The sequence below is a fragment of the Nostoc sp. genome (assembly GCF_036916575.1).
GTDB lineage: Bacteria > Cyanobacteriota > Cyanobacteriia > Cyanobacteriales > Nostocaceae > Nostoc.
Map to the genome: position 1 here is coordinate 19,487 of NZ_JBALGC010000002.1, position 12,669 is coordinate 32,155.

The window sequence follows — 12,669 nt, forward strand, 5'->3', positions numbered from 1 at the left end:
AGCATTGCTCAATAATTAATAGTTTTTCTACCCTACTCCCTCATATATATATGTACCTTTATCAGAAATAAAACCATGCCAAATTCCAATAGATCATCTCCACTTCCTAAAGATGAGCCAGATGAGCATCAAAGTTATATACAGCAAGAGGAATCTGTAGAGTTTAACGAGCAGACAGAGGCAGAAAATCATAGTCAAGATTTGTACTATGGTACTGAAAAATTGCTCAATGCCTTACCTCGAATTTGGACTCGTGGTTTGTTGTATGTACTCATCGCCTTTGCGGGTCTGTTCTTACCTTGGGCAACTCTCTCGAAAATAGATGAGACTGGCAGCGCCAGAGGGCGTATAGAACCTAAAGGCGCAACTCAAAAATTAGACGCTCAAGTTGGTGGGAGTGTCAAAGCAGTTACGGTTAAAGAAGGAGATACAGTCAAAGCCGGGCAGGTTCTACTAGAACTGGAGTCTGATATTTTGCAAACGGAACTGCAAGAAGTTCAGAGCAAATTGCAAGGGTTACAAAATCGGCAATCCCAACTGGAACTGCTCAAAAATCAACTCTTAATGTCAACTAACCTCTTAGAGCAACAAAATAAATCCCAAGAATTAGAAAAAATGGCTCAAGTTAACCAGGCGCAGCAAAACCTGGATGCCAAACTCAGTAGCTATAATCTGCAAAAGTTAGAAAAACAAGCATTAGTTAAGCAAGCAGAGCAGCAGATTTACACTACTCGCGATGATCAGCAATCGGCTAAAACTCGTCTGGGTATAGATTCTAGACAAATTGCCCGCTTTAACAAACTCGTTAACAATGGTGCAGTTTCTGCAACCCAAATTGATCAACTCAAAAAAGAAGAACAAGAAAGCAAACGACTCTACAAGAGGGCTGTATCAGATATCAAACAAGCACAATTGCGTTTAGCGGAAGAGCTAAATCGTTATCAAGTAACTATCAAGACGTTGGAGTCGGATATCAAACAAGCAAAACTGCGACTGCAAGAAGAACAAAGTAGCTCTAAAAGTGTGATGCAAGCCGGAGAACTGGCTGTAATGAAAAATCAGGAACAGCTAAAAGACCTACAGACGCAAATAACAGCAGTGCAATCAGAAGTGGCTCAGACTAAAAGCCAGATTACATCTATAAAAGTTCAAATACAGCAACGAGTGGTGCGATCGCCGATTAATGGGGTGATTTTTGAATTACCCACCACTAAGCCAGGAGCGGTAGTACAAGCTGGTCAAAGGATTGCCCAAATCGCGCCTAAGAATGCAGACTTCGTACTTAGAGCAAATATGCCTAATCAGGATAGTGGTTTCTTGAAGATAGGAATGCCAGTGAAAGTCAAGTTTGATGCCTATCCCTTCCAAGAGTATGGCATCGTGCCAGGGAAAGTTACTTGGATCTCTCCTGACTCGAAAGTTAACAAAACACCCCAAGGGAACATCGAAACCTATGAGCTAGAAATCACCTTAAAACAGCAGTATGTCCAAAATGGCAACAAACGTATTCTATTAGGTGCCGGTCAGACAGCAAATGCTGAAGTCATCATTCGCCAACGGCGGGTGATTGATTTTGTTTTAGATCCATTCAAGAAACTGCAAAAAGGCGGTTTAGAGATTTAGTCACAGCGATGCCTACGGTGGTCACTGAGCCTGTCGTACCCCTACGGGGAAGCAAGCTACGCGCAGCGTCTCGTAGAGAAGTACAGCAAGCTACACACTGGAATTAGGAAATACGACAAGGGAGATAAGGGAGACAAGAGAAATAATCAATGCCCAATACCCAATGCCCAACACCCTTAATTATTGAAGATATCATGTTATGCCCCACAATTTGACCATTTCCAGTTCAGATATTATTCACAGTCTCAAACTCTCCTGTCAAATACCTGAGGTAGTTGAAGCAATAGCATCGCAAAGCATTATTGCCGAAGCAGCTCAACAGCTAGGAATTACAGTCACACCAGAAGAACTACAGCAACAAGGAGATGACTTACGGTTCGCCAAGAAGCTTGTCAAAGCTAAAGACACCTGGACATGGCTAGAAAAACACCACTTGTCTGTGAATGAGTTTGAAGAATTAGCCTACAACAACATCCTTTCGTGGAAGTTAGCGAATCATCTATTTTCTGCTCAACTCGAAAAGTACTTTTATGAACGCCAATCAGATTATGTCGCCGCCGTTACCTACGAAGTCGTCTTTGAGGATCGAGATTTGGCTTTAGAACTTTTTTATGCCCTAGAAGAAGGCGAAATCAATTTTCCAGAAATTGCTCGTTTATATATCGCAGAACCAGAACTTCGCCGTGCTTATGGATATCAAGGACTCCGATACCGCAAAAATTTTCGTCCAGAGTTTGCAGCAGCTGTATTTGCTGCTACACCACCAGAAGCTCTCAAACCGATTACGACTTCCAAGGGGGTGCATTTAATTTGGGTGGAAGAAGTCATTCAACCCCAATTAAATGAACAGTTGCGCCAAAAAATCATTACAGAATTATTTTCTGATTGGTTAAAGCAACAAATCAACGCTATGAAAATAGTCACTCAGATAGACTCAGATGCAAATGTGCGATCGCAGCAAAAATTTGCCAGATAACTTATTTACCAAGACCAAAGAAGTTATTAAATTCCAAATGTTTTTGTAGCTAACTATCTCACCTAACTTTTGGTGGATATCTCTAGATTTCAAAAATGCTATCAATGTTGATATTGTTTGTTTAAAAATTTAATATTTTTCTGCTTTTAGTATTTTGTAAATACGTCCACAAAGTGCTGTTTGAACGCGATTAAAAAATAAGTTAAATCGCTACAAACCTTGCTAGACATAAACAATTTCAGTTACTGTCTAAATTTACTATTTAAATTTTTTAATTTCATTTAATTGTGTAAATACTTTTTAAGTATAAATATATTAATTTTATTAATCAAAAAATTATTCAAAAACCTATTGACTTTTTTAAAGAATAAACTATAGTAGTTATGTAGACAAAAACAAATTGGCTACAGCAAAAATTACCAAGAAAACTTACAATTTTCAGGAGAAACTCAAATGATTATTTCTGATCTGAACTACTTGGAAAATACCTGTGAAGAAATTTTCGGTGGTCGTGGTACTGCCATCGCCAACACCTACAGTGCATACAAGAGAGTTAGATCTGATGTTGTAGAAAGCTATACCAAGACAGTTAGCACTTACTTGGGTGCTTTAAACGGAAACGTTGCTGAAGCAGTATTTAGCGCTGATGCTACTGGTCCAAATACCTTCTCAAGCGTCATTGGTGGTACACAAACCGAAACTGATCGTTCTGAAACTTTCGTTAACGCTATTTCTGCTACCAAATAGCTAATACTTGATCCAACTGGATTAGTTAAGCTTAAGCCTAAAAACAAAAGCAGGTTAGAGAGAGTATGAAAACCAACATTCCAGAGCAATTGTTTTGTTGGGTTATCTTGTACTCTACTCAACCTACTGTTGGATGTTCAGAAATTGCTGGAAACTATTTTGAGTTATAGTTTTCAGCAATTTCCTAAATTTCAGTCAATGTTAACACAGTTAATCAGACAGTTGCAAGACTTACCTCTTTATGGCAGCCTGATATCTCTTCGTTGATGTAGCAAGCCTGTTGTCACCGCCAAATCCTTTGTAAATGGCAAAGATGTCGGCGGCATTAATATTGCCATAGCCACCTCTCAACCTTGGAAAAATTGAGTAGCACTAGGGCGGTAGCATTCAATGCTTATGCCAAGTCGAGTAATGCTAGCGCCTCCAAAGTTCAGCCTCTATGACGGTTCTCAATTGCATGGAATACAAACCTAACTCTTGCAGTGTTGGGGAGTAGGCCTCAAAGCCTCTCTTTTTTAGGAGAGAGGAATGGAAGTGAGGTCAGACTGTATTGCATCTAAACGAGAAGCGCTATCATCACAAGTGCCATAGTTGAACTTCAATATCACAGGATCTGTAAAGTCAATATTGCCGATCTAGCAGGATAAGGAGGAAATGTTATGAGCAGTATTTATGTCACAAGTTTGTCCTACGTCAACAAAAGTGGTGCTGGCGGTAGGATGAATGTAAGGGCTAATTCCTCTACAGGTTTGACCATTAACAAGAGTCAAGAAGTTTTTTTAGCTGGAGGAAGATCGAATAAAACTACTGTGGCAGTCACGGATTCCTCCATTGAAGCTGACGGGAACGATTTGCTATTGGGAGGTAAAGGTAACCATACTCTCGTCGGCGACTTAAACACTGATACACTTACCAGAGATGCTGATGACAATTTATTTGAATTTAACGCAGAAACTTCTGATTCTTTGCTTTCTGATGTAATCAGTGATTCCAATAATTCCAATCTATCTGAAGGTGATAGCATTAGCATCGGAGCAAATAAAAACCTGTCAAATGACTTGGGATTTGCAGGCTTCGATTTACTAGGTGATGGAGAAATTAACAACACCTTAGTTCAATTGAAAAATAGTTTCCTGAGCGGGGCTAATTCATTCTATTTTTAGGGCAGTTTTTATGAATTATTTAGGAAAAAAGTAGATGATAGTCAAATTTACAACTTTACTTTAAGAGATAAAAAATATGCCAATCTTACGAGGAACTAACGGCAACGAGGTATTAAGTGTCCCACGAGGAGACACTAATACTAATGATTACACTATTTTTGGTATTAGTGGTAGTGATACCTTGACTGGGGGAGGCGGTAACGACAACATTTTTGCAGGTTTCAGTGGCAATTCCATACTCAATGGGGGAGCTGGCAATGACAAATTGTTTGGCAACCTCGATAACGTTACCCTGAATGGGGGTAGTGGTAATGATAACCTTAATGGAAATCTTGGTAATGACTTCTTAGATGGGGGTAGTGGCGATGACACCCTCAATGGAGGTCTTGGCAATGACACTCTTTATGGGGGCCTCGGCAATGATGCTCTCTTCGCAAGTCTTGGAGATGACTTGCTTTTTGGGCAGGCTGGCAATGACACCCTGAATGGAAGTGATGGTAGTGACGTACTATTTGGGGGTGATGGTAATGATAATCTGAGTGGAGGTACTAACGGATCTCCTAATGCTCCTCAAGGATTCTTTGAGGACTTTCTGGTTGGGGGTGCTGGTAGTGACACTCTAAATGGATTTGGCGGTGGTAAAGGAAACTTTGAGAGAGATGTGTTAGTAGGTGGCGGTGCGGTTGACAAGACCGGCACTATCACAAATTTTTCTCCCGATGGTGCCAAAGACGTATTTGTGCTTGGGGATGCAAATGGCCCTTTTTATACAGCTGCTGGCTCAAAGGACTATGCGATTATTTATGGCTTTGAGAAGGGTGTTGATCAGTTGCAACTTAGCCCAACAGTGACTTATGCATTTGGAACTGGATCTATTTTCAGTAAGCTTGATACGTTGATTTTCGCCAAACTTCCTGGCGGTCCTGACCTGATTGCGATTGTGGCAAATGTTAACCTTGTCCGCTAGGTATACTTCGTTATAACTAGAGAATGAAATTAACAATACCTTGATTGTGGTAAGAGTAATTTAGATGCGATCGCCTTGGACAACCGATATTAGTGTTCAAATTATGAGATTATGCGATCACAACGCCCAACTCAACAAGATAGTGTTGCATACACTCATATATCTTTCCAGACAAAGTAGATAACAAGATAAACAGAAAATATCATGCGGTCACAGACACTATTTTTACAGCCAATTGTAAATCCAATTCCTAATCCCAACCCTAACTTTGCTGACGCTCAAGGAGCTGCTTTTTTCTCCAACTATAGTCAAAAGCCCTCAGGAACTTTGACTACCACTCAAGCAAAGACGCTGGTTCAAGGTGGCCTTGCTGCTGCTATGATTCAAGCCAAAGCTGTTTTTAACTATGATCCGACTTTTTCTTTGCTCTTTAGTGACAGTAATGGCATTGGATTAGATGGTACTTACGTAGGAAGTGCCAAGAGTAAAATGGAAGTGGTTGCTAGTTTTAAAGTTGGTGCTAATCGAAACTTCTCTTTCGATTTTTCTGCAAATTTAGCACTAAAAGCTAAAGAAATTGAAAATTCTGCTATTGAATATAACCAGGCTAAGGGAAAAATTGGTTTCTTGGTACTAGACACTACAAATTATAAGAAACCTAAGATATTAGATTATTTTGGTATCCAAGGTAAGTTAATTTCCTCTGAGCACACTGCTGATTTGAAATCTAGCTGGAGTAATAAAGTTACTATTAAAAGTCGCCCACAAACTATTGATATTGACGGCAACAATGGCAAAGACTCCCTCATAGAAAAGGCCATTGGTAGTTATAAAAAGACTTTTCAGCATAACACCAATATAACAATAGTAGAAATGAATGCCACTAATATTACTTTTTTAGGAGATACTTTAATCAATAATTTAGGTCAAAATGTTATTTATGGCACGATTGGAAAAGATAATCTTAAAGGAACTAACAGTGCAGATAAAATTTATGCCAGCTTAGGAAATGACAAGGTAGATGGAAAGAAAGGCGATGATATCCTCGAGGGCGGTCAAGGTAATGATACTTTAAATGGAGGTCAAGGCAATGATAAACTTTATGGCGGTTGGGGTGATGACGTTCTGATTGGTGGTAAAGGGAATAATCTTTTGGTTGGTGGCGACGGTCATGACACATTTGTTTTCAACGGTGGTGATAGCTTGCTGAAAGATGAGTTTGATATCAAAAGCTTGGTGAAAGGTGCATTAGATATCATTCAAGATTTACCATTTGGTATCGATAAGATTTTCACCGGTGGTGATAGCTTGTCGAAAGGTGAGTTTGATGTTATTAAAGATTTCCAAGTTGGTATCGATAAGATTGAAATCGACGGTGGGGATAATATTAATCCTAAAACTTGGTTAAATCAAATGTTTTCTCAGGGAAAAATAACCAATACTAAAGATGGTCTACTTTTCAAGTTGAATTCTGAAGAAACTCAAGGAACATTACTACTATCAGGTGTGAATTCTAAGCAGTTTAACTCTGACTCAATAATATTTACTTAGAGTAATTATCGAGAATTTTAATATTGAAATATACTTATTTGCAAGAAATAATTTGCATTATTATATATGTTTACCAATGGAAAGCAAAAATATCTCAAAATTACAAATAAAATCTCTCGTTGAGATAGCGGTGCAAAAACACCAATCAGGTGAATAAAATGAAGCTGAGTTACTAGATCAACAAATATTACAAATTTAATCTGAATGTGATGAAATCATGTTTTGGTGCTGTCAAGCATTGTATAAATATTTACCTTAGCATGATGATGTATTTGTGCGAATTGCCAAAGATTTAGGTAGTTGCAAGTTTGTATTTATTAAATATGAGAAAAGCGAATATGTGTTGGAAGTCTTTCAGTAGCATTTAAGCCGTGCTTTTCAGAAATACGGGCTGAACTATCAAGACTACTGCATATTTTTGCCGCGTATGGATATCAACACGTTTGCAGGTATGACAGCGATCGCAGATGTTTTCCTAGATAGCATCGGTTGGTCTGGATGTAATTCTACCTTGGAAGCGATCGCCTATAATATACCAATCGTGACTTTGCCAGGAGACTTGATGCGGGGACGGCATACTCTGGCTATCCTCAAAATGATGGGCATAGAAGAAACGATTGCGGTGACGAAAGATGAGTACGTGAAAATTGCAGTCCGTTTGGGGCAAGACGCTCAATATCGTCAGCACATTTCCCAACAAGTTTCTGAAAATAAATATAAGTTATATGGTGATTTAAAACCAGTCAGAGCATTAGAGGACTTTTTTTAAAGGTACTCAACAAACCTCGGAGATTTACTGCACCTGAAGTAGCTGAAATCCTCCAGCTTGCAGTTCAATATGAACGAGTTAATCAGCTAGCCGAAGCCGAACAGCTATATCGTCGAATTCTGGAAAAACAACCCGACCACCCTGAAGCCTTATACAGACTTAGTATATTAATGCAACGACTGGGGCAAACCCAAAGTGCTGAACAGTTGCTGAGTGCTGCTTCTCAATATCAGCCTGATTCTGCCAAAATTTGGTTTAATTTGGCTAATTTGCGTCAAGCCCAAGGACAGTTATCAGAAGCTGAGTCAGCTTACAAAAAAGCTATTGCTCTGCGACCAGATAGTGTGACAATTTGTAATAATTTAGGTTACACGCTGGAAAGATAAGGTAAGCTTGATGAAGCGATCGCACTACAACCAGATTTGGTAGAAGCTCATTATAACTTGGGGGTGATACTGCAAGAACAAGGAAAAGAAGCAGAAGCTTAGGCGTAGCCCGTCGTAGACATCACTTACTATCAAAAAGCTTTGGAGTTCAATGCCTAACACCAAGAAGCCAAGATGAATTTAGAACAGATTTATCAAACCCAGCACCAATAAATTATACAATTTGACTCACTACAAATTTGTAGTAAAACGAGTGGTCTCACCTGACGGCAAATGCTAACTTAGCTAGAACACCAGTTCAGTAAACTCAGAAAAACCTCTCCTTCTATCTCTTCTCTTTTAGTTAGGTAAGGAAGCTGGGTAATTATATTTTTGATTACTGAATCGATGCTCTACTAGAAAAAAAGTTTCTAGTAAGGACTTTAGTGTGGCTGAAATCCCTACTCTAAACTTTTTAGGATTGACAAAAAGAATCATGTTCAAGGAGAAAACAAGAATATGTCCCTAGAAATTTTAGAAAAAGTCAAAAACTTCCTGATAAGACTCGTTAAAGACGAAGCTTTTCGCACTCAATTCATGAGTGATAAAATCGACGAAGTGACAAAAGTTATGGAAGAAAATGGCTATAATTTTTCTCAAGAAGAGTTTGAAACAGCTTCCATTAAAATATTGGAATTAAAAGAACTAGGTCTGTTTGAAGACCTCAGCGAAGAGGAATTAGTAGGAGCCGTTGGTGGGTTTGCGAATACCAACGATATAGTTGCTCGGCCATTGTATGGTGTTGTAGTTTCACCTCTCAAAGAATGTGCAAAACCGCCAATTAAATGTATTCCCAAAGAATGTGCAAAACCGCCAATTAAATGTATTCCCAAGCCACATCCAATTCATCCACAGCCCCTCTATGGCATAGTAATAGCTCAATCTTAATGATCATAATTATGCTCCCAATACGGTTTGGTTAAGATGCACAGTCCTTAAAGATCCCTGTATTTCCCCTTTAAAAAAGGGGAATATAGCCATTCTGAGCAAACCTTTTTAAGGGGTTGCGAAGATCGAATCTATCGGAACTGTATTGACTACGATCCTCCTAATTCAACCATTATCCGGTTAAAGTCAACTTCTAAAATCGAGATTGAGAGTTAACCTATGGCATATCAGCGCAAAAGCTACGCAGTCTGGGAAATTACCTTAAAGTGCAATTTAGCTTGTAGTCACTGTGGTTCCCGCGCCGGACATGAGCGCACCAAAGAACTCTCCACAGAGGAAGCTTTGGATCTTGTCAAGCAGATGGCAGAAGTTGGAATTAAAGAAGTTACTCTCATCGGTGGTGAGGCATTTCTGCGTCCAGACTGGCTGGAAATTGCCAAAGCTATTAATGAGGCGGGGATGCTATGTGGTATGACTACAGGCGGTTATGGCATTTCCTTAGAAACTGCACAAAAAATGAAGTCAGCAGGGATTCGCACTGTCTCTGTTTCCATTGATGGCTTAGAAGCAACTCATGACCGCCTGCGGGGAAGAAAAGGCTCTTGGAAATATGCATTTAAAACCATGAGTCATCTGCGAGAAGTGGGTATTTCCTTCGGTTGCAACACCCAAATTAACCGCCTGTCAGCGCCAGAGTTTCCGCGCATCTATGAGTGTATTCGTGATGCAGGTGCCCGTGCTTGGCAAATTCAGCTGACTGTGCCAATGGGGAATGCAGCCGACAACGCAGACATCCTTCTCCAACCCCATGAACTGTTAGATATCTACCCCATGCTCGCCCGTGTTGCGCGTCGTGCTTACCAAGAAGGTGTGCAACTGCAAGCGGGAAATAATATTGGTTACTACGGCCCTGATGAACGACTATTGCGGGGACGGGGAAACGAGCATGAATTCTCATTTTGGCAAGGTTGTGGTGCGGGACTCTCCACCTTGGGAATTGAAGCTGACGGAGCGATTAAAGGTTGTCCCTCGCTGCCTACTACCGCCTACACAGGTGGTAATATTCGAGAGCGATCGCTCCATGACATCATTGAAAATACAGCAGAATTGCGTTTAAATCTGGGAGCGGGAACACCTGAAGGTACAAAACACCTGTGGGGTTTCTGTAAAACCTGCGAATACGCTGAACTTTGCCGTGGAGGTTGCAGTTGGACTGCCCATGTTTTCTTTGACAAGAGAGGTAATAATCCTTACTGCCATCATCGTGCTCTTACTCATGCAAAACAAGGGATGAGAGAGCGTGTAATTCCCAAAGTGAAAGCGCAAGGCTTACCCTTTGATAATGGTGAATTTGAGCTAATTGTCGAGCCTACAGACACTCTTTTGCCAGCAAACGACCCATTACACTTTATTGCTGACAGCATTCAATGGTCAGAAAGTTGGCAGCAAGAACCCGAAGTTTCTTATACCATTTCTTTGTGAGGCTGCGCCAAATTTTCTTTCTTTGTGTCCTTTGCGCCCTTTGCGGTAGCCTGTCTTGAAAAGTTCAGAGACGCTCGCGGACTCGCTACCGCTGCGCTAACGGCGGGAAACGACGCGATACACTTTTCGCTGCGGCAAGCCGCTTTGCGTCTACGTTTCTTATATAGTTTGGCGCATCTTCATACAGAATTGGTATTATTCCCTAGCGAGATCATAAATTATGATAGAAAATTCCGAAATTACCACAATCTCAGAGAAAAAAACTAACCTTGAGTCATCACCATCTGAAGAATTAGAGAAAATCCCCCTGCTTCCACGTTCAGCTTGGAATAGTCAATTAACCTATTTGAAAGTGCTGTTAAAAGCAAAGCAAGTCCTAGATAAAAGCTCATTGTAAGCGCATAAAGATTACGGCTAACCCATTTCTAGGCAATTTGCCTTTAATGTGTTCTAATTGCACATATTCATGGCTTAATGAGGCGTTCTTCGGTCTTGAGATGGGGCGCGACTTCCCATTTGCCTTGTAGCAGTGTATCTAGGATTGGATTCTCAATCGTAATAGTTTGCTTTACCTTTTCACCTAACCGAGTTGCGGTGAACTCCAGCACCGATTTACTCAACTCAACTTCAAAGACACGAACAACATCAAGCAGCTTTAAGGCTTTTAAAGCTGTTTGTGCATTAGCAAAACGGTCTTTGAGCTTGGGTTTAACCATCAACTCCAACCAGTTAAGAAAGTGCAGACTTAACTGGGGTAACAGATGATGGAAGTTGATGATATAAGCGGTAAAAACACATTTTGTCCTATATAAGTAATTACACTGCTGACTTTGTAAGTACTTAAAATTACAATTATGTCTAAGTGACACAGTACTAAGTCTAATCGGATAACCAAGCCGATTGGCAGCCCCTTGTCTATTTTTAGGAGCATTAAAATGAAATCAATTCTTGAGTTAATTGAGCACAAGAATCAGGTGTATGCTCAGTTGCCATTCTTTGAGTATATGAAAGACGAGATGATTGACCCACGCCAGAGGCTGGCATTTGCACCTGTGATTGTTCCACTCGCCCTGGAGTTCAGTGAGTTGTGTAAACGAGTTCTCAGAGATGAGCCAACGACTAATTACATTCAACAGATGGTCAATGTGCATACGCACGAAGAACATTTCCACTGGCAATGGTTACTGGAAGATATGGACAAGATGGGGATTGACTATCCTATGCGGTTCAGTGATGTGGTGCGATTCATTTGGAGTGAGGATACCAAGGTTTCCCGTTCCATGTTTCCTCTGTTTGAGCGGTATACTCGTGGGGCAGATCCGATCATAAAATTGGTTGCCATTGAGGTATCTGAGGTGACAGCGAATGTCTTTTTCCGTTCAACCATGTCTGCGGCCCTGCAACTGCAAGAAATAACTCAAACAGAGTTCCGTTACTTTGGTATGCGTCATAACCATATTGAAAATACCCATACTCTCCATACTCCTGCTTCTCTGCAAGTAATGAAAGAGATTCAGGTATCAGAGGAGATTCGTCAACAAGCACTTGAGTTGATTGATGTGGCATTTGAGTATTTTACAGAGTTGATCAATGAGTTTTTAGTCTATATTAAGACCCATTCTTATCAAGAACCCTTTTCTAAAGTCTACCAACCAGAGCGATTACTAACAGCTGTCTAAGCTATCTGCTCAGTTTTCAGTCATTCTGCGATGGTAAAGGGTTCTAAGCCTTTTATCATCGCTTCTTTAATGGTGACTGCTACTGTATAAATTAGCATTGCGCTCTTCCTAAATCGGTTGAATTGCTCCATCTTAGTCAGTGGCTCGGCTGATCAAGCGATATTTTCCTGGCGTTGGTGGAGTCCATTGAAAGATGAATCGTTGCCATGCATATTGCAACCGTGCTTCAACTTCAGCAGCTTGCCAGGTGATGCCATGAACCGAGCGAATGCCGCTAGATGCCCCATGCCCAGCCCCAATGTGTTTGAGGTTGAAGATTTAATACCTCATTTTGGTCAGAGTATTATCAGCTGCTTTCAGACTAACTTTGCTGCATGAGTCAACAAACTCTCGTCCAAA

At 40.4% G+C, this 12,669-nt stretch carries 13 protein-coding genes and 1 pseudogene; 12 read left to right on the plus strand and 2 right to left on the minus strand.

Annotated elements, in window-relative coordinates:
* The first annotated feature begins 75 nt into the window (after positions 1-75).
* From V7L29_RS00545 to V7L29_RS00595, 11 genes and pseudogenes are all read left to right on the plus strand, one after another.
* Entirely contained in the window at positions 76-1,623 is a 1,548-nt protein-coding gene (locus V7L29_RS00545) for an HlyD family efflux transporter periplasmic adaptor subunit (RefSeq protein ID WP_334734179.1), read from the plus strand.
* 199 nt (positions 1,624-1,822) lie between these two features.
* On the plus strand, positions 1,823-2,599 hold the full coding sequence (locus V7L29_RS00550) for a peptidylprolyl isomerase (RefSeq protein ID WP_334734180.1): 777 nt from the start codon (positions 1,823-1,825) through the stop codon (positions 2,597-2,599).
* Positions 2,600-3,052: 453 nt separating this feature from the next.
* A complete protein-coding gene (locus V7L29_RS00555) occupies positions 3,053-3,346 on the plus strand; it encodes a hypothetical protein (RefSeq protein WP_334734181.1) in 294 nt (97 codons plus the stop codon).
* Between the two features lie 659 nt (positions 3,347-4,005).
* Complete coding sequence (locus tag V7L29_RS00560) at positions 4,006-4,509, plus strand: hypothetical protein (RefSeq protein WP_334734182.1); 504 nt, start codon at positions 4,006-4,008, stop codon at positions 4,507-4,509.
* 76 nt (positions 4,510-4,585) lie between these two features.
* On the plus strand, positions 4,586-5,476 hold the full coding sequence (locus tag V7L29_RS00565) for a calcium-binding protein (protein ID WP_334734183.1): 891 nt from the start codon (positions 4,586-4,588) through the stop codon (positions 5,474-5,476).
* A gap of 204 nt (positions 5,477-5,680) precedes the next feature.
* Positions 5,681-7,027: a calcium-binding protein gene (locus tag V7L29_RS00570; protein ID WP_334734184.1), complete on the plus strand. Its 1,347-nt coding sequence runs from the start codon at positions 5,681-5,683 to the stop codon at positions 7,025-7,027.
* A 427-nt stretch (positions 7,028-7,454) separates the two neighbouring features.
* On the plus strand, positions 7,455-7,796 hold the full coding sequence (locus V7L29_RS00575; RefSeq protein ID WP_334734185.1) for an O-linked N-acetylglucosamine transferase family protein: 342 nt from the start codon (positions 7,455-7,457) through the stop codon (positions 7,794-7,796).
* Between the two features lie 47 nt (positions 7,797-7,843).
* Positions 7,844-8,284, plus strand: a pseudogene (locus tag V7L29_RS00580) (tetratricopeptide repeat protein).
* A 396-nt stretch (positions 8,285-8,680) separates the two neighbouring features.
* Positions 8,681-9,109 carry a Nif11-like leader peptide family RiPP precursor gene (locus V7L29_RS00585; RefSeq protein WP_334688714.1) on the plus strand — a complete coding sequence of 143 codons (429 nt, stop codon included), beginning with the start codon at positions 8,681-8,683 and terminating at the stop codon, positions 9,107-9,109.
* Positions 9,110-9,328: 219 nt separating this feature from the next.
* Positions 9,329-10,591 carry a nif11-class peptide radical SAM maturase 3 gene (locus V7L29_RS00590; RefSeq protein WP_334734186.1) on the plus strand — a complete coding sequence of 421 codons (1,263 nt, stop codon included), beginning with the start codon at positions 9,329-9,331 and terminating at the stop codon, positions 10,589-10,591.
* A gap of 220 nt (positions 10,592-10,811) precedes the next feature.
* On the plus strand, positions 10,812-10,988 hold the full coding sequence (locus V7L29_RS00595; protein ID WP_334688716.1) for a hypothetical protein: 177 nt from the start codon (positions 10,812-10,814) through the stop codon (positions 10,986-10,988).
* A 67-nt stretch (positions 10,989-11,055) separates the two neighbouring features.
* On the opposite strand, the gene V7L29_RS00600 is transcribed toward V7L29_RS00595, so the two are convergent.
* Positions 11,056-11,307 carry a hypothetical protein gene (locus V7L29_RS00600; RefSeq protein WP_334734187.1) on the minus strand — a complete coding sequence of 84 codons (252 nt, stop codon included), beginning with the start codon at positions 11,305-11,307 and terminating at the stop codon, positions 11,056-11,058.
* A 219-nt stretch (positions 11,308-11,526) separates the two neighbouring features.
* Here V7L29_RS00600 and V7L29_RS00605 point away from each other — a divergent pair, with 219 nt between their 5' ends.
* Positions 11,527-12,270, plus strand: a complete 744-nt coding sequence (locus tag V7L29_RS00605) for a hypothetical protein (protein WP_334734188.1) — start codon at positions 11,527-11,529, stop codon at positions 12,268-12,270.
* Positions 12,271-12,422: 152 nt separating this feature from the next.
* On the opposite strand, the gene V7L29_RS00610 is transcribed toward V7L29_RS00605, so the two are convergent.
* Positions 12,423-12,557 carry a hypothetical protein gene (locus V7L29_RS00610; RefSeq protein ID WP_334734189.1) on the minus strand — a complete coding sequence of 45 codons (135 nt, stop codon included), beginning with the start codon at positions 12,555-12,557 and terminating at the stop codon, positions 12,423-12,425.
* Positions 12,558-12,669: the final 112 nt, after the last annotated feature.